The 17,217-nt window shown below is 30.3% G+C and carries 14 protein-coding genes and 1 pseudogene; 5 read left to right on the top strand and 10 right to left on the bottom strand.

Annotated features, from left to right (window positions below):
• Positions 1 to 11 precede the first annotated feature (11 nt).
• Positions 12 to 1,808 (bottom strand): translation elongation factor 4, encoded by a 1,797-nt coding sequence (gene lepA / locus AJ889_RS06985; protein ID WP_002837927.1) that lies wholly within the window; start codon positions 1,806 to 1,808, stop codon positions 12 to 14.
• A 126-nt stretch (positions 1,809 to 1,934) separates the two neighbouring features.
• Between lepA and cmeD the strand changes: the two genes are divergently transcribed.
• From cmeD to cmeF, 3 genes are read left to right on the top strand one after another with little or no spacing between them, the layout of a single operon-like run.
• A complete protein-coding gene (cmeD, locus tag AJ889_RS06980; protein ID WP_002852947.1) occupies positions 1,935 to 3,209 on the top strand; it encodes a multidrug efflux RND transporter outer membrane subunit CmeD in 1,275 nt (424 codons plus the stop codon).
• On the top strand, positions 3,206 to 3,946 hold the full coding sequence (gene cmeE / locus AJ889_RS06975) for a multidrug efflux RND transporter periplasmic adaptor subunit CmeE (RefSeq protein ID WP_002874044.1): 741 nt from the start codon (positions 3,206 to 3,208) through the stop codon (positions 3,944 to 3,946). Before cmeD ends, cmeE begins: the two co-directional genes overlap by 4 nt.
• 2 nt (positions 3,947 to 3,948) lie before the next feature.
• On the top strand, positions 3,949 to 6,966 hold the full coding sequence (gene cmeF / locus AJ889_RS06970) for a multidrug efflux RND transporter permease subunit CmeF (protein WP_032585118.1): 3,018 nt from the start codon (positions 3,949 to 3,951) through the stop codon (positions 6,964 to 6,966).
• A gap of 23 nt (positions 6,967 to 6,989) precedes the next feature.
• Here the strand turns inward: cmeF and AJ889_RS06965 are convergent, their stop codons facing one another.
• From AJ889_RS06965 to AJ889_RS06950, 4 genes are read right to left on the bottom strand one after another with little or no spacing between them, the layout of a single operon-like run.
• On the bottom strand, positions 6,990 to 7,796 hold the full coding sequence (locus AJ889_RS06965) for an adenylosuccinate lyase (RefSeq protein ID WP_002852998.1): 807 nt from the start codon (positions 7,794 to 7,796) through the stop codon (positions 6,990 to 6,992).
• The gene (locus tag AJ889_RS06960) at positions 7,797 to 8,516 is read right to left on the bottom strand and encodes an arginyltransferase (RefSeq protein WP_002934655.1); all 720 of its coding nucleotides are present in this window, start codon (positions 8,514 to 8,516) and stop codon (positions 7,797 to 7,799) included.
• On the bottom strand, positions 8,516 to 8,767 hold the full coding sequence (locus tag AJ889_RS06955; protein WP_002853000.1) for a hypothetical protein: 252 nt from the start codon (positions 8,765 to 8,767) through the stop codon (positions 8,516 to 8,518). The genes AJ889_RS06960 and AJ889_RS06955 overlap by 1 nt, the downstream gene beginning before the upstream one ends.
• A 3-nt stretch (positions 8,768 to 8,770) precedes the next feature.
• Entirely contained in the window at positions 8,771 to 10,216 is a 1,446-nt protein-coding gene (locus tag AJ889_RS06950; protein ID WP_002856595.1) for an acetyl-CoA carboxylase subunit A, read from the bottom strand.
• Between the two features lie 139 nt (positions 10,217 to 10,355).
• Between AJ889_RS06950 and ftsW the strand changes: the two genes are divergently transcribed.
• Together ftsW and murG are read left to right on the top strand one after the other, a co-directional pair.
• Positions 10,356 to 11,519: a putative lipid II flippase FtsW gene (gene ftsW / locus AJ889_RS06945; protein WP_002853553.1), complete on the top strand. Its 1,164-nt coding sequence runs from the start codon at positions 10,356 to 10,358 to the stop codon at positions 11,517 to 11,519.
• Positions 11,516 to 12,544, top strand: coding sequence for an undecaprenyldiphospho-muramoylpentapeptide beta-N-acetylglucosaminyltransferase (gene murG / locus AJ889_RS06940; RefSeq protein ID WP_002852970.1), 1,029 nt, complete (start codon positions 11,516 to 11,518; stop codon positions 12,542 to 12,544). The genes ftsW and murG overlap by 4 nt, the downstream gene beginning before the upstream one ends.
• On the opposite strand, the pseudogene AJ889_RS09455 reads toward murG, so the two are convergent.
• From AJ889_RS09455 to thiH, 5 genes and pseudogenes are all read right to left on the bottom strand, one after another.
• A pseudogene (locus tag AJ889_RS09455) lies at positions 12,515 to 13,668 on the bottom strand (MFS transporter). The gene murG and the pseudogene AJ889_RS09455 overlap by 30 nt on opposite strands.
• A gap of 7 nt (positions 13,669 to 13,675) precedes the next feature.
• A complete protein-coding gene (locus AJ889_RS06930; protein ID WP_002852987.1) occupies positions 13,676 to 14,527 on the bottom strand; it encodes an ATP-binding protein in 852 nt (283 codons plus the stop codon).
• 62 nt (positions 14,528 to 14,589) lie between these two features.
• Positions 14,590 to 15,480 (bottom strand): AraC family transcriptional regulator, encoded by an 891-nt coding sequence (locus tag AJ889_RS06925; protein WP_002901132.1) that lies wholly within the window; start codon positions 15,478 to 15,480, stop codon positions 14,590 to 14,592.
• A complete protein-coding gene (locus AJ889_RS06920; protein WP_002852949.1) occupies positions 15,477 to 16,082 on the bottom strand; it encodes a thiamine phosphate synthase in 606 nt (201 codons plus the stop codon). Before AJ889_RS06920 ends, AJ889_RS06925 begins: the two co-directional genes overlap by 4 nt.
• Entirely contained in the window at positions 16,072 to 17,217 is a 1,146-nt protein-coding gene (thiH, locus tag AJ889_RS06915) for a 2-iminoacetate synthase ThiH (RefSeq protein WP_002860176.1), read from the bottom strand. Before thiH ends, AJ889_RS06920 begins: the two co-directional genes overlap by 11 nt.

Below are 17,217 nucleotides of genomic sequence, written 5' to 3'. Positions count from 1 at the left end.
TAAATTTATCATCAATCTATCTTTAAAACACTCAAAAAAGCCTCTTGAGGTAAATTTACCTTACCTATAGCTTTCATTCTTTTTTTACCTTCTTTTTGCTTTTCTAAAAGCTTTCTTTTTCTAGTAATATCCCCACCATAACATTTTGCTGTCACATTTTTACCCATGGATTTAACAGTTTCTCTTGCGATGATTTTATTTCCAATACTTGCTTGAATGGCCACTTCAAAAAGCTGTCTAGGAACTATTTCTTTCATAGCACTAACAAGTTCTCTTCCTTTACTTTGCGCTTTTTCATTAGGCACGATAATGCTTAGCGCATCAACATTTTCACCCGCTACCTTAATATCAAGTTTTACCAAATCCCCTACTCTAAATTCTATAGGCTCATAATCAAAACTCGCATAACCTTTTGTTAAGGACTTTAATTTATCATAAAAATCCATCACAATCTCATTTAAAGGCACATCATATTCTAGCAAAACACGCTCAGGTGTGATATAGTCCATTTTAACCTGTACTCCTCTTTTGCGATTTAAAAGAGTGATTAAATTCCCTAAAAATTCACTTGGAGTAATGATAGTAGCTTTAACATAAGGCTCTTTTATATGATCGATTTTATTAACAGGAGGAAGCTCGCTAGGATTTTGAATTTTAATAAGCTCTCCATCGGTTTGATAAATTTCGTAAGTCACAGTTGGAGCTGTAGCAATCAAATCAAGATTAAATTCTCTCTCAAGCCTTTCTTTGATAACTTCCATATGTAAAAGCCCTAAAAATCCTACCCTAAAACCAAAGCCTAAGGCCAAAGAAGTTTCAGGCTCATAAGTAATAGAACTATCATTAAGCTTTAATTTATCCAAAGCATCTCTTAAATCTTCAAATTTATCCGTTTCTATAGGATAAAGTCCCGCAAACACAAAAGCTTTAGCCTTTTCAAAACCACCTATGGCTTCTTTAGCTTTGTTTTTTACCAAAGTGATGGTATCGCCTACTTGTACATCACCTACGGTTTTAAGCCCTAAAACCACCACACCTACTTCGCCTGATTGTAAAGATTGAGTTTTAATTGGACTTAAAGGGTGGGGATAAAAAAGATCTTGAACTATATGTTTTTTATCCGTACTCATGACTAAAACTTCATCGTTTTTAGCAATACTTCCTTCATAAATCCTAACCAAAGCCAAAGCACCCAAATAATTATCAAACCAAGAATCATAAATTAAAGCCTTAGTAGGAGCTTCATCATCTGTTTTTGGTGCAGGGATTTTAGTAATAATTGTTTCTATAAGCTCTTTTATACCCACTCCTGTTTTTGCACTCACACAAATTGCATCTTTGCAATCTATACCTATAATATGCTCGATTTCATGCTTTACTTTCTCAACATCAGCATTAGGTAAATCGATTTTATTAATCACAGGAATGATTTCAAGATTATTTTCAAGCGCTATATAAACATTAGCTATAGTCTGTGCTTCAACACCTTGAGAAGCATCTACTACAAGCAAAGCTCCTTCACAACTTGCCAAAGAACGACTCACTTCATAAGAAAAATCCACATGGCCAGGAGTATCAATAAGATTTAAAACAAAATTTTCATTATTAAATTTATAATTTAAACGCACTGATTGTGCTTTTATGGTGATACCACGCTCTTTTTCTATATCCATAGTATCCATAACTTGTGAACTCATCTGCCTATCGCTAATAGCACCACACTCGCTAATAATCCTATCTGCAAGAGTAGATTTTCCATGATCTATATGAGCTATAATAGAAAAATTTCTAATATTTTTTACCGACAAAATTTCATCCTAAATATAAAATTTTAAAGCTAGGATTTTAACAAAATTTATGTTTAAAACAAATAAATTTTATTTTATATAAAAAACTTCAATTGAAATTTATATAAAACATATTAAAATATCAAAATGTTTGAAAAATATTTAAAATCAGCTATATTTTTAGCTCTTTATCCCTTAGCAATGTTAGCTTCTAATTTGCACGAATTTATAGCACTAAGTCAAAATAATGAATCCTATCTCATTAAGCAAATGCAAAGCGAACAAGCAAATTTAGACAAAGAACAAGCTTTTAGAAATTACCTACCCTCTCTTAGTCTAAACTCAGCTTATGTAGCCAACAATAAAGATCGCTTCATTATCGATCCACAAGAAAGTTTATTTGCTAAAGTTTCTCTTAATTTTTTGCTTTTTGATGGGGGTGCTAGAGAGGCTAATTTAAGAGCTTTAGAAAGCAGAGAAAAATTAAGCCTTTTAGACAAAGAACAAAATAAAAATTACCTTGCCCTAAATGCAATCACACTTTATTTTAACACCTTAAGTCTTGAAAAAATTTTACTAGCCAATCAACAAAAAGTATCTTTTTTAAAATCAACTTTTGAAAGATTGCAAAAATTTTACGACGCAGGACTTAGCCCTAAAGATGAACTTGAAAGCATTAAGGCTAAATACCATTTAAGCTTATTAGAGCTCAGTCAAAATGAATTAAAACTTGCCAATATACAAAAAGAGATTAAAATTTTAAGCGATACAGATTTTAAAGTGCAAGGGAATGCTTTTTTAGAAAATCCGCAACAAGAAAAAAGTCAAAACTATGAAGTAATGATAGCTAAAGAACAAATCAATCTTGCTAAAGAAAGTGTAAATTTAGCAAAAGCTGAATATTTTCCAAAATTTTATATTCAAGATAATTTTAACTTTTATAAAAACAATTATAATCCAAAAGTTCCAGCTCCTTTTGCAAATTTAGCGGATCAATTCTTAGAAAAATATTCTCAAGGTAATCAATTTATTTTAGGTATGGAATGGAAAATTTTTGATTTCAATGCAAGGGCGAAAGAAGTTGAAAAAGAGCGTTTAAATGTTCAAATAGCCAATGCAAATGCAAGATTTAGCGAGAGAAAAAATAAAGAAGAATTAAATTATTTAGACAAAAGTTTAAAAGTTTTACAAGAACAAATTTTAGCTCTTAATCTTAGCTTAAATGCTGCAAATTTAGCTTTTGAAAGTGTAGATAAAAAATACCAAGCAGGACTTGTTTCTTATGTAGAATATCTTCAAGCTTTAGAGGTTAAATTTAAAGCACAAAGCGATTTAGAGCTTGCTAAAAATGAATTTGAAATTACTAAAGCAAATTATTATTTTAATGCGGGTATAGATCTTAATTCAAAGGTTAAAGAATGAAAAAAATTCTATTTTTACTTCTTGTTTTTAATTGCGCCTTTGGCGAAGAAATTTACGCAAGTTTCAATGTAGAAGCATCAAAACAAAGCAAACTTGCCCTTGAAAGCATAGGTTTGGTTCAAAAAATTCCTGTAGAAATTGGACAAAAAGTCAACAAAGGAGAACTTTTACTTGCTCTTGATCAAGAAAGTGAAAAAATAGCTCTTCAAAATGCTCAAAATTCTTATCAACTTGCCCTTGTAGAATACGAAAATACCAAAAGTAGGATGCAAAAAATCAAAGCTGTAGAAAATGTTATAGACAAACAAAGCTATGAAGATATGAAAGCTAAGTTTGATGCTGCTAATTTAAATTTAAACAAAGCAAAAATCAATATAGCTTATTATAAAAATATCATGGCAAAAAAAGAATTACGCGCACCTTATGATGCTATTATCGCAAACAAATTTATACAAGTGGGCGAAGGAGTAGGAGGAGTAGCTCAACCTTTAATAGAAATTTTTTCCTATCCACAAAGCAAACTGATTTTAAGTTTTGATGAAAAATATAAAGATAAAGTTAGATTAGGCGATGATTTCTTTTATAAAATCGATCAAAATGGTACAGAATTGAAAGGAAAAATTAGCCTTATTTATCCAAGTATAGAAGTAAAAACAAGAAAAGTTTATGCTGAAGTGCAAACCACAAATCTAACACCAGGGCTTTTTGGTGAAGGTAGAATCATCACTAAAGATTAAAAATGTTTAAACTAGCTATAAACCGACCTATTACCGTGCTAATGTTTTTCTTAGCTCTTATGATTTTTGGGCTAATCTCTGCTTTTAGCATGAGTGTAAATTTATTTCCTAATGTTTCCATACCTCTTATAAAAATCACAAGCAAGATAAATGGGGATTTAAATTTCGTAGAATCAAAAGTCACTAAAGAAATAGAAAATGCTTTAAGTGAAATCGATGGAGTAAAGACCATAACCTCAGCTGCATATGATAATTTTAGTGTAAGTGTAGTCGAGTTTAAACTGGGTAAAAATCTTGAAGTAGCTGCCAATGATGTGCGTGATAAAATAGGAACTTTAAGCCTACCTTCTAAGCCTGAAATTGAAAAAATCAGTTCAGATTCTGGTTCTGCTATTTCACTTTTTCTATATTCTAAAGATAAATTACAACTCATGCGTGAAATCAATGACAAAATAAAACCTTTTTTGCAAAGAGTTGAAGGAGTAGGTAAAATCGAAGCTAAGGGGTTTTTAGAACCCCAAATTCGCATAGAATTAAAACCAAACGAACTTAGAAAATACAATCTTAATGCCCTTGATGTAGCAAATATCATCAAAAGTCAAAATTTTAAACAAGCCCTAGGCGAACTTAACAACAATCAAGATAACTATATCATCAAAGGCTATTTTGAAGCCACAAATTTAGAAGAACTTAGCAATCTTCGCATAAAAACAGGAGTATTTTTAAGTGATATTGCTAATATTTTAAGCCTTTATGAAGATGAAAAACAAAGTGCTTTATACGAAGGTAAAGAAGGGGTGCTTTTAGAACTCGGAAAAATCGCAAATTATAACACCCTTGAAATGATTAAAAATGTCAAAAATGCCTTGCCTATTTTAGAAAAACAAATTCCAAAAGATATAAGCATTAATATGCTTTATGATAAAAGCTTAAATATCCACAAGCACCTTTCTCAAGTGATTTTTGATATGGTTTTGGGGATTTTTCTAACCCTTGTTATCGTGTTTTTATTTTTAAGAAATTTAAGTGCAACTCTCATTGCTTGCATAGCTATACCTACTTCTATCATTTCAACTTTTTTTATTATCGATCTTTTAGGCTATGATTTAAACCGCTTAACTTTTATAGCTTTAACCTTAAGCATAGGAATTTTTATCGATGATGCTATAGTAGTGATTGAAAATATTGCTAAAAAACTAAAAACTTATCCGCCTTTACAAGCTGCTTTTTTGGGTATCAATGAAATAGGTTTTAGCGTTTTAAGCATAAGTATAGTTTTACTTTGTGTTTTTATCCCTATTTCTTATATGAACTCTATATCAGGACTTTTTTTCAATGCCTTAGGCATAAGCGTTGCAAGTGGGATAGTTATAAGCTTTTTGGTTTCTGTATTTTTAATACCTAGTATTGGGGCAAGATTTTTAAATCCAAAAGAAAACAAGTTTTATGAAAAAACAGAAGCTTTTTTTGAAAAAATAGAGCAAAAGTATGAAAATTTACTCTATAAAATTTTACAAAATAAAGTAAAATTTATCCTAGCCACTCTTGTTTTTATAGGGCTTTCTTTTGCTTTAGCCACTCGCATAGGGCTTGATTTTTTACCTATGGAAGATGATAGTGAAATTCAAGTTTTGCTTGAAAGCAAAAAGGATTTAAGTTTAGAAGCCATGAAAGAAAAAAGTTTAAATTTGCTTGAAAAAATCAAAAATGATAGCAATGTCAAATACGCTTTTTTACTTGTAGGCTATGATGATGCCAAAGATGCTACAAAGGCTAAAATTTATGTTAAACTTAAAAATTTAGACGAAAGAAATTTAAGACAAAGCGCCATAGTAAGTTTATATCGTCAAAAATTTCAAGATGAAAGTTTAAAAATCAAAATTTTAGAACTTCCAAAGATAGAGGGTGCAGGCATTGATGATCCCGTGCAATTTTTAATCTTAGGAGATGATTTAAACACTCTAAAAGAAGCTGCTTCTCAGGCAAAAGAAATTTTAGGCACTAATGCACGCATTGTAGATATAAGCGATAATGCTAATGCTACAAAAGATGAAGTAGCCTTACACATCAACAAAGAAAAAGCCAAACTTTTAGATGTCAATCCTCAATATATCGCTGGGGTTTTAGGGTATTCTTTCTCGCAACTTAGCGTAGGAAGCATGGATAGAGGCAATTCAAAAGATGATATTATCCTAAGTTTTGCTCCAGAATTTAAAAAAGACATAGAAGCTTTAAAGCGCATTAGCATTAAAAACAACCAAGGTATAAATTTAGAACTTTCAAGCGTGGTGGATTTTATATACAGTAAAGATTTAAAAACTATCAATCGTTACAATAAAAACCGCTCTGTGAAAATCACAGCTGGAGTGAATGATCTTTCCTTAGGAGCGGTGCAAAAACTTTTACTAGATAATATGGATAAAATTTTAAATAACAATCCAAGTCTTAGCTATGCTTTTTCAGGCTTTATCAATCTTTTAGGTGAAACCGTGCAAGGTTTTGCTATGGCAGTAGCACTTGCTTTTGTTTTAATTTATCTTGTTTTAGCCGCACTTTATGAAAGTTTTATTCTGCCTTTAATCATCATGATAACCATGCCTTTAGCCTTTGGCGGAGCTTCTATAGGGCTTTTTATCACAGGGCATAATTTTTCACTTTTTGTACTTATTGCCATCATCTTACTTTTTGGTATGGTGGGGAAAAATGCTATTTTACTCGTAGATGTAGCTAATAAAAAATGCCATGAAGGTTTAGATCCCGATAAAGCTCTTTTAATCGCTGGAAAATCACGCTTAAGGGCTATATTGATGACAACTTTTGCTATGATTTTTGCTATGCTCCCACTTGCTCTTTCAAGGGGTGCGGGCTATGAAGCTAATTCTCCTATGGCAATAGCCATTATCTTTGGACTTATAAGTTCGACTTTGCTTACCTTACTCGTAGTACCTGCACTTTTTAAATTTTGTTTTAAACTAGATAGCAAATTAAGAAAAATTTATGAGAGAGAAAAATTAAATTAACCAAAATGATTAATTTAATTTTTTTAAGTATTATTCTTATAAAGTGCTTTTAAGTTATCATAGGCGATTTGTATTTTTTCAAACTGTTCTCTTGCGTAAGCTTTTTCTATTGCACTTTTTCCTTGATGAAAATCAGGATGATAAAGTTTTACCAAAATCAAATATTTTTGTCTGATTTCACTAAGATCATTTTGCGGAGTGCATTCTAAAGTATTAAAATAATTACTAAAAAGCTTAGCTAAAGCATTAAATTTCCATTTCATATTTTCTTTATTGTGAATATTTTGGCGAAATTTTTTATACTCTTCGCGGTCAACTTCAAAATTCACGCAATATTTTAAATGCTCGCTCTCATCTGCAAAAGCTTCAAAAAGTTCAAGGGTATTCTCGTTTTTATATTCTAAAATTAGAATATTTGTCATTTCATTATATTCTATATTATGATCTTGAAAATAATTTCTTATATAAGTAATAAATAATTTTTCATTAGAGCTTAACTTCATCAAAATTCTACCCGCAACAAAATCAATCTTGATAAACAACATAGGCTTAAGCATATTATTTTGTTCAAAAATTAATCTAAAAGTTTTAAAATGAGCATCTTGTAAATTCTCTATACCTTCATTTGTGCTTTTACGATATTTTTGATCTAAAACTTTTAAGAAATAACGGCGCTGTGGAATTTCATTTTCTTCAAAAAAAGAAAAAATTTTATTTTTTCGTCCTATGACCTTTGTGAAATTTTTGGTAATCAAGTCTTTAAAATACTGAAATACGCTAATATCATCTGTATTAACATTGATAGTTTCTAAAGTTTGCACGATTTGCATCTATTTCTCCCATAAAACCTCATTTTCAAAAAGCTCTTTAGTGCCTTTTAAAATTTCATTGGGTGTATAATCGGCTTTATAAGATAAAGATTGACACTTTTTTACAAAATACCCAAGATAAATATAATCTAAGTTCATTTTTTTAGCTATTTGTATTTCATTGAGCAAAGAAAATTTACCCAAAGAAAAATACGAAAAATCAGGATCATAAAAACAATAAATGCTTGAAATTCCATCCTCTAAAATATCAATCAAATCAACACAAACGAGCTTATCTTCTATATAAAATGCAAGCTCATATCCAAAATTCATAAAACCATCGACATAAAGATTATAATACTGTTTAAAGCTTAAATCATAACGCTTCCAGTTCTTTTTTTCTTCCATAAAACGATGGTATTTATCATATAAAAACAAATGTTCATTGCTTAAATTGGGTGTTCTAAGTATAACTTTGGTGTTAATATTTTTATTTACAACCCTTCTTTCACTTCTTGAAAAATTATATTCATTAACTAAAATTCTAAGACTTAAACATTCATCACAATCTTTACAAATAGGGCGTGAAAAATACCTACCAAAACGACGCCAACCTCGTTTTATTAGCTCATTATTGATTTCTTTAGGGCAATTTTCAATGTATTTATACTCTATTTTTGAACGTTTATCCTTTAAGTAAGGACACTGATCTTCAAGAGTACAAAAACCAATCTCAAGCATTAAATTTTCTTAATATCTGTATTTTTGATAAATTCGGAAAATTCATCCTGTAGTTTTTCTTGCTTTAAGAAAATTTCTTGCATTTCCTTATCTATGTTTGTTTCTTGATTTTTTTCGCGAATATCTTTAGCTAGTTTTTCTAAATTTTTTACACTTGCACCACTCTTGCTTGATTTCTTCGCTAATTTTGAAGTATTGGTGTTAGCTTGCATTTCTTTTTTAATACTTTTAAGACTGTCTAAAAAATCCATCTATTATTCCCTACTTTCTCGTATTTTTTTAAGCGTAGCAGCTATTGCAGCTATAACTTCTTCTTTATTTTCTTGATGACGATCTTCTGTTTTTTCTAATAATTCTTGCATATGTGTTTCTATGAAAGAGGTGTCTAAATACCCCCTTCTAAATTCTCTTGTTTTTGTAATGGCAATTAAAAATGGTATTGTTGTTCTAATATCATCAATCACAAATTCCTTCAAAGCACGCTCAAGTTTATTAACCGCTAAATCATAACTTGTTGCTTTAATAATAAGCTTTGCAAGCATGGAATCATAATAAGGCGGCACAGTATAGTCTTTATAAATATGACTATCAACCCTAACAGATGGTCCAAGAGCTGGGTAGTATTCTCCTATTTTTCCAGGACTTGGAATAAAATTTTTCCATACATTTTCAGCAGTAATTCTAGCTTCAATAGCAAAACCCCTAGGTTTAATATCGCTTTGTTCTAAGTCCAAAATTTCTCCTGCTGCAATACGAATTTGTCTTACAATAAGATCAATACCTGTAATTTCTTCAGTAATTGGATGCTCAACTTGAATTCTTGTATTCATTTCCATAAAATAAAAGCGATTATAATCATCAAGCAAAAACTCTATAGTTCCAGCATTTGTATAACCTACAGCCTTAGCAGCTGCCACAGCTGTAACACCCATGGTTTTTCTAAGATTATCTGAAATTCCAGGGCAAGGTGCTATCTCAATTACCTTTTGATGTCTTCTTTGAATAGAACAATCCCTTTCACAAAGATGGATAATATTTCCGTAGTTATCTCCTAAAATTTGAAATTCTATATGTCTGGGATTAACTACATATTTTTCCATAAATACTTCATCATTATTAAAGTATGTTAAAGCTTCTCTTTTGCAAGATTCAAAGGCATTTTCAAGATCTTGTTCTTTATGAACAACGCGAATTCCGCGTCCACCTCCACCACCTGAAGCTTTTAAAATAACAGGATAACCAATCTTCTCAGCAAAAATTTTAATTTCTTCCATGCTATAGGAATTTAATTTTTCAGTCCCTGGAACAATAGGTATGCCATTTTTAGCCATTAACTTACGAGCGATATTTTTATTTCCCATCTTATGGATTACTTCAGATTTTGGACCTATAAAAATAATTCCAGCATCTTCACAAGCCTTAGCAAATTCGTAATTCTCACTTAAAAATCCATAACCAGGATGGATCGCATCAGCACCACAAGCCTTAGCAATCTCGACAATACGAGCAACATCTAAATATCCTCTTATAGCATCCGTTCCTATGCGATAAGCCTCATCTGCGATTTTTACATGCAAACATTCACGATCAGGCTCTGTAAAAACTGCAACACTTTTAATATGTAAATCTCTACAAGCACGGATTACTCTAACAGCTATTTCAGCTCTATTTGCTATGAGAATTTTATGGATTTGATTCATAATTTGCCTTTTTTGTTATATTTTTATTGTTAATTTTAGCAAATTTTCCTTACAAAAACTTAGCAAAAAATTTAATTTATTTTAGTTATAATAAAACTTTTTAAAATTTTAATTCCAATAAAGAAAAGTTATAATTATAATGGTTGCTGATAAAAGATTATTTTATTTAAGTTGTATTTTAATCACCATAGGAATAGTATTTTCATACTCTCTTACAGCTTTTACTGTTCTTTTTCTTGACTATAGCGAGTTTCATTTTTTTATTCGTCAGCTTTTTTTTGGAATTAGTGGCATACTTATAATGTTTTTTATTTCTCGATTGGATCCTGATAAAGCACTTTCTAAAAAAATTATTTTAGCTATTTTGATTATTTCTTTTATCTTTATCATCATTTTGCCATTTTTACCTTCTGCATTAGCAACAGCTAGCGGAGGAGCTAAACGCTGGATACGCTTAGGCCCACTCTCTATCTCTCCTGTGGAATTTTTTAAAATAGGATTGATTTATTTTTTAGCATGGAGCTATACAAGGCGTATTGATGATAGTAAAAAAGCTATCAGACACGAGGCTTTAATTCTTCTGCCTTATTGTATCTTAGCTTCTATAGTTATAGGATATATTTATATCACTCAAAACGATTTAGGACAAAGTGTAATTTCTTTCTTTTTGATTCTAGCTTTAGCTTTTTTTGCAGGAGCTAGTAAAAGACTTTTTGCTTTTGGAACTTTAATCATTATGATGATAGGTATAATGGTAATTTTTAGTAACCAAAGAAGAATTCAAAGAATCGCTTCTTGGTGGGGGAATATACAAGATGCTTTTTTACCTATGCTTCCTGATTGGCTGGCAAATGCTTTAAGAGTAAGTAGCAACAGCGAGCCTTATCAAATTTCACACTCTTTAAATGCTATAGCCCATGGAGGAATGTTTGGCGAAGGCCTAGGACTTGGAACTTTTAAATTAGGCTTTTTAAGTGAAGTGCATACTGACTTTGTTCTTTCAGGAATTACTGAAGAAATAGGACTCTTAGGTCTTGGGGTTATTTGCTATATTTATCTTTGGATGATTTTAAGAATTTTTAGAATTGCAGGAAGATGTGAAGCTAAACAAGATTTTATTTTTTGTTCAGGCATAGCCTTACTTTTACTTTTTTCTTTCTTTATGAATGCTTTTGGTATTATTTCTCTTACTCCACTAAAAGGTGTAGCGGTTCCACTTTTAAGCTATGGAGGAAGTTCAATGTGGGCAATTTGCATAGGCATAGGATATGTATTAATGATTTCAAAAAAGGTTAAATTATGACAATAGCTTTAACAGGTGGTGGAACTGGAGGACATTTGGCCATAGTGCGTTGCTTATTAGAAAGTGCGATTAAAAAAAATATAGAATGTGTATACATAGGCAGTCAAAATGGTCAAGATAAAGCTTGGTTTGAAAATGAAGTACGCTTTAAAGAAAAATTTTTTTTAAGCTCTAAAGGAGTGGTTAATCAAAGCAAATTTGACAAAATCAGTTCTTTACTCCACACCTTAAAACTCTCCAAAGATTGTAGAGAAATTTTTAAAAAATACCACATCCAAGCCGTTTTTAGTGTAGGTGGATACAGTGCAGCTCCTGCATCTTTTGCGGCTTTATTCTCACATTTGCCTCTTTTTATACATGAACAAAATTCAAAAAGCGGCTCTTTAAATATGCTTTTAAAACCTTTCGCTACAAAATTTTTTAGCGCCTTTGAAAAAGAAATTAGCCCTTATCCTGTAGCAGATAAATTTTTTGATAATGCTAGGATTCGCAAAGAATTAAAAAATATTATTTTCTTAGGAGGATCACAAGGAGCTAGCTTTATAAACGAACTAGCTTTAAATTTAGCACCAAAACTTCAAGAACAAAATATCAAAATCATTCATCAATGTGGAAAAAATGATTTTGAAAAGTGCAAAAAACATTATCAAAGCTTAAATATCCAAGCTGATATTTTTGATTTTAGTTTAAATTTGGAAGAAAAAATGAAAAATGCAGATCTAGCTATATCAAGAGCAGGTGCAAGTACTCTTTTTGAACTTTGTGCTAATACTTTGCCCACTATTTTTATACCTTATCCTTATGCAGCTAAAAATCATCAATACTTTAATGCTAAATTTTTACAAGATCAAGCTTTATGTCAAATTTTTATGCAAAACTCTATTAATCTTGATGAATTTTTTAAGTCAATATTAAAACTAAATCTAGAAAATATTTCTACAAGATTGCAAAATATAACCCAAAAAAATGGCGCAGATATGCTAATCCAAAAAGCTTTATTTGATAATTTGACTTTTATAAGATAAATATCCAAAGATATTTACTAAAATTCCAACAAAAACTAACATCAAAATAGCAAATGAAAAATTTTCAAATTTGTCATGCAAAAAACCTATAATCCATTGTCCTTGTGCTGCAATTAAATATCCAAAACCCTGAGCTAAAGCAGAAAGTCTCGCTGCTATTTGAGCATTAGAGCTTTTTTGTGCAATAAAAAGCAACGCAATGCCAAAAACTCCACCCCATGGAAAACCCATGATAAAAGCACTGATAATAATAGAAATTTTACTATCAAAAATAAAGAGCATACCAAAAGCGATCACATACATACTGCACAAACCTGCTATGTAAAAAGTATGTAAATTTTGTCTTAATTTTCCTAAAAGTAAAGGGCCAAAAAGAGACACTGGAGCTGCAACAAGTTGAGCAAATAAAACCATACTTGTAGAAAATTCTTTATCAAATCCTTTTTCTACAACAATTTGAACATACCAAAAAAACAAAGAATAAGCTAAAAAACTTTGAAATCCCATAAAAAGAGTAATTTTCTAAGTTGTTAAATTTATAAAAAGATTGATTTTTTTATGAGCTTTTTTCTTAATACGAAAAAATCTACCATTTTTAGCTTGAGGATAGTAAACTACTAAAGCTACAAAAGAAAAAATAGCCCAGAAAAACATAGCTCCAGCTAAATCAAATACACTAAGCAAAGGTATAGCTAAAGCAATACCTATAATCGAAGAAATACTCAAAACAAGACTATAAATTCCCATTATACTTGCCATTTTTTTTGGAAATTTTTCTTTAATAAAACTAGGAAGTAAAACATTTGCAATTGCTATACCACAGCCCATTGCTAACATTCCTAAAAATAAGCCATATACACCAAAATAAGAACGAATAATTTCGCCTAAAAAAATTAAAAAATTCCAAAAACAATAGCACGAATAGGAGAAAAATACCCCACAATAAAAGAAATACCTCCAAAAGCTATCAAAGGAAGACTTGTAAGTATGCCTGCTACGGTTGAGTTTAAATAATACTTATCTTTAATAATATCAATAATAGGCCCCACTGCAGTAATTGGGGCTCTAAGATTAAAAGCTACAATAATAACATTAATCCAAAATATCTTTTTAAAAGAAGCCATAAAAGCCTTATTTGTTAAGTTCTACTTTGAATATTTTACCTTCTGCCATCTTAGGAATCCATAAAATATTACCTTCAATAAATATATCTGCAGGACCTTTCATCAAAGGAAGTTCAAGTTTTACAGATTTAACATTATCTAAATTATAAATATATCCATTTAGATTATTTCCCCAAGAACTTACCAATAAACCATCTTTATAAGGAACTATTCCATCATAAGATTCTTTTTCATTTTTAATTATACTGAGTTCTTTTGTATTTAAATCATAAGCCATTACAACACCGCCACTTACACCATCAGGATGATAACCAGTTATAAAAAGCTTATGTTTTTTTCTATCTAGATATAACCCATTTGGACCGCCAAATTTTGCTAAATCAAGTTTTAATAATTCATCATATTGCTTAGTTTTTAAATCAACCTTTAAAATAAGCCCTGTGCCAGTATCGCTAACCAAAAGCGTATTGTCGTCTAATTTTTCTATGTCATTTAAAAAGATTGCGCCTTTAATAGGTAAATTAAAAATTTCTTTTTTAGTTTTAAGATCAAAACCGCGTAAAACATCGATATCTACCACATAAAGAGTTTTTCCAATCTCCATCATGCCTTTTGGTGCATTAAGATGGGTTAAAAATTTATATTCTAGCACTTTGCCATTTTTATCAAGCTTAGAAATAAATCCATCATTATCTTTCGCCAAAGGTTCAAGTTTTTCTCCTACATTAGATACATAAACATAGTTTTTATCTACAAAAATACTTTCAGGGCTTTTAAAACCATCAAATTCTTGATATTTTAATTCACTTGCACCAAGCAAACTTCCAAGAAGCGCTAAACTTAAAACATATTTTTTCATATTTTCTCCTTTATTTAAAAATATTTTCATTGAATTATATTTATTTAGATAAAAAAAATGTGCTAGTTTTTTGATAAAAAATACAAGTTTTTTGTTTTTTGATATTGCTTAGGAGTTTGCTCATATTTCTCTTTAAATCTTTCAATAAACCAAGCTGCCGAAGAAAAAGCGCACTCATTAGCTATTTCATTGATATTTTTTTTAGAAAATTTAAGTAAAATCTTTGCTTTTTGCAACCTTTTTTCATCTAACCATTTTTTAGGACTTTGTCCAAAACATTTCTTAAATTCTTTAGAAAAAGTTGCTAAATCTAATTTCGCAAAATTAGACATTTCATTTACGCTTAAAAATTCTCTACCACAATACTCAAAAAGTTGGGAAAGATCAAGGCGAAATTCTTTTAAAATTCCTGATAAAAAACTAATAAAATAAATATTCTTATTTAAAAGCAAATGTAAAAAAATCTCTTCAAATTTCAAACTCACTATAGGATCTAAAATTTGCGTATTTTCTTCAAAATGCGGTGAAAAACTTTCCAAAATTCCTTGCAAAATCTTATCATTTTTTACCCAAAAAATTTCATAGTTTTGAAACTTTTGATCTAGTTTAAAAAAATCTTTATACTTATAAATAAGCTCAATTAAAAATGCATTGTCAAAAAAAAATAAATAAGCTTCATAAACTCCTTTACTAAGTCCTACATTGCTTAAAGTATAGCTCCCAGCTTTTAAAAACAAAGTTTCATAAGAGTTAATCTTATAATCTTTTGATGCAGTATGTAAAATTTTATATCCTTTGCGAACAAAAGTTAAAAGATGACTTCCTACATTAACAAAAGTAGAATGCGAAGTATCCGTTTGTGTATATTTAGCAAAAGTGCAAGATTTAATTTTTTTATAATTGACACCTTTTAATTGCTTTAAATCTTCTGGTAAAGAAAGAATTTTATTCATCGTAAATTTTGCCTACATTCTAAAAGATACTTTTTAAGATCTTTTTCTTTCATTAAAATTTCACGCATGCAAACACCTACTACATTTATATCTTTAAAATTTTCTATATTTTGAGCATTGATACCGCCTATAGCATAAAGTGGAATTTGACTAAATTCAAGCAAGGATTTTAAAAAATCAATCCCTTTAGGTTCTAAACCCATCTTGCAAGAACTTTCAAAAATATGCCCTACAAAAGCATAATTTACCTTATAGCTCATCGCCTCTAAAAGCTCTTCTTTGCTATGGACTGAAGTACCAAGTATATGAAAATATTTTGTTAATTTAGGTTCTTTTCTTAGCAAAGAAAGCGGTGCGTGAAAATAACGATGTCCCAATTTTAAACACTCCCTATCAAAAAAATGCAAAAAACAAGTCACTTTTTGCTTTGCGCAAATGCTTAAAACTTCTTTTGCTAAGTCATAATACTCAAATTCGCTTAAATCTTTTTCTCTTAAAACTATAGCATCTACCTTAGCCTTAGCAAGTTTTTCAATCTGCTTTAAAAAGTCTATTTCTACACATTTTCTATCGCTTATGGCGATGATTTTTTTATCCCACATAGATACTATCGCTCATCACAGCTTGTAAATTGGATCTTTTAAGCATAGCTAAAATTTCATCTACGCTTCTATCATCTGAAATTTCAAACTGCTCATCACCCTTTTTCTCACCCTTATGCTCACCTATACCCACACTCACTCCTGCACTCATTTTAGTAGCACCAAGCTTAATAACCTCATCTCTAAAACCTATTCTTTCACGACTTGAAATGGTAATGCCCGCAAAAGGCAAAAAGAGTCTATAAGCACAAAGTACTTGCAAAAGGCGTTTTTCACTCACATCTTTAGGATGGATTTTAGCATTATTGATAATAGGCCTTAAACGTGGTACTGAAATAGAAATTTCAGCATGCGAATAAGCTTGTTGTAAAAAATGTGCATGAAGCGCCGTAGCAAGAGCGTCTTTTCTAAAATCATCTATACCCAAAAGTGCCGCAAAAGCCACTCCACGCATACCCGCTTTTAAAGCTCTTTCTTGAGCATTAAAGCGATAAGGAAAAATGCGTTTTTCACCAGCTAAATGAATTTTAGAATATTTTAGAGGATTGTAAGTTTCTTGAAAAACAGTCACATAATCACAACCCTTTTCATGCAAAATTTTATATTCATCTTCATTCATAGGATAAATTTCAACACCTACAACCTTAAAATACTCTCTAGCAATCTTGCAAGCATTTGCTATATATTCTACACTTGCAAACTCCCTACCCTCACCTGTTAGCATTAAAATTTCTTCTAAACCACTTTTAGCAATGGCTTGCATTTCTTCGTGAATTTCAGCTTCATTTAGCTTAGCTCTTGCGATTTTATTGCCTTTTTGAAAACCACAATAAACACATTTAGAATTACAATAATTTGACAAATAAAGTGGGGTAAAAAGAGAGATAGAATTTCCAAAATATTTTTGCTTGACTTTAGCGGATTTAAAGGCTAATTCTTCTATGAAATCTTCTGCTGCACTTGAAAGCAAGGCTTTTAAATGCTCTATGCTTAAATGTGTTTGATTTAAAGCATTTTTAACATCTTTAGCGCTAAATTGACTCTCATCATAGCTTTGAACTTGACTTAAAACCTTATTTAAAATTTCGCTTTTTATTTCCTGCATGTGAGGTAAATGCTGCATATAATCTTGCAT

Origin of the sequence: Campylobacter sp. BCW_6468, from assembly GCF_001762865.1 — a bacterium.
Classification (GTDB): Bacteria; Campylobacterota; Campylobacteria; order Campylobacterales; family Campylobacteraceae; genus Campylobacter_D; species Campylobacter_D jejuni.
Note: the sequence above shows the minus strand (reverse complement) of the source record. Positions and strands in the feature narration are given on the sequence as shown.

What these genes read in the sequence shown, in the direction of transcription:
- AJ889_RS06950 (WP_002856595.1), bottom strand. Translation starts at nt 10,216, where the DNA reads ATGAATCAAATCCATAAAATTCTCATAGCAAATAGAGCTGAAATAGCT.
- cmeD (WP_002852947.1), top strand. Translation starts at nt 1,935, where the DNA reads ATGTTTGAAAAATATTTAAAATCAGCTATATTTTTAGCTCTTTATCCC.
- AJ889_RS06920 (WP_002852949.1), bottom strand. Translation starts at nt 16,082, where the DNA reads ATGTGGGATAAAAAAATCATCGCCATAAGCGATAGAAAATGTGTAGAA.
- AJ889_RS06955 (WP_002853000.1), bottom strand. Translation starts at nt 8,767, where the DNA reads ATGGATTTTTTAGACAGTCTTAAAAGTATTAAAAAAGAAATGCAAGCT.
- AJ889_RS06960 (WP_002934655.1), bottom strand. Translation starts at nt 8,516, where the DNA reads ATGCTTGAGATTGGTTTTTGTACTCTTGAAGATCAGTGTCCTTACTTA.
- thiH (WP_002860176.1), bottom strand. Translation starts at nt 17,217, where the DNA reads ATGCAAGATTATATGCAGCATTTACCTCACATGCAGGAAATAAAAAGC.
- ftsW (WP_002853553.1), top strand. Translation starts at nt 10,356, where the DNA reads ATGGTTGCTGATAAAAGATTATTTTATTTAAGTTGTATTTTAATCACC.
- cmeE (WP_002874044.1), top strand. Translation starts at nt 3,206, where the DNA reads ATGAAAAAAATTCTATTTTTACTTCTTGTTTTTAATTGCGCCTTTGGC.
- AJ889_RS06925 (WP_002901132.1), bottom strand. Translation starts at nt 15,480, where the DNA reads ATGAATAAAATTCTTTCTTTACCAGAAGATTTAAAGCAATTAAAAGGT.
- murG (WP_002852970.1), top strand. Translation starts at nt 11,516, where the DNA reads ATGACAATAGCTTTAACAGGTGGTGGAACTGGAGGACATTTGGCCATA.
- cmeF (WP_032585118.1), top strand. Translation starts at nt 3,949, where the DNA reads ATGTTTAAACTAGCTATAAACCGACCTATTACCGTGCTAATGTTTTTC.
- AJ889_RS06965 (WP_002852998.1), bottom strand. Translation starts at nt 7,796, where the DNA reads ATGCAAATCGTGCAAACTTTAGAAACTATCAATGTTAATACAGATGAT.
- AJ889_RS06930 (WP_002852987.1), bottom strand. Translation starts at nt 14,527, where the DNA reads ATGAAAAAATATGTTTTAAGTTTAGCGCTTCTTGGAAGTTTGCTTGGT.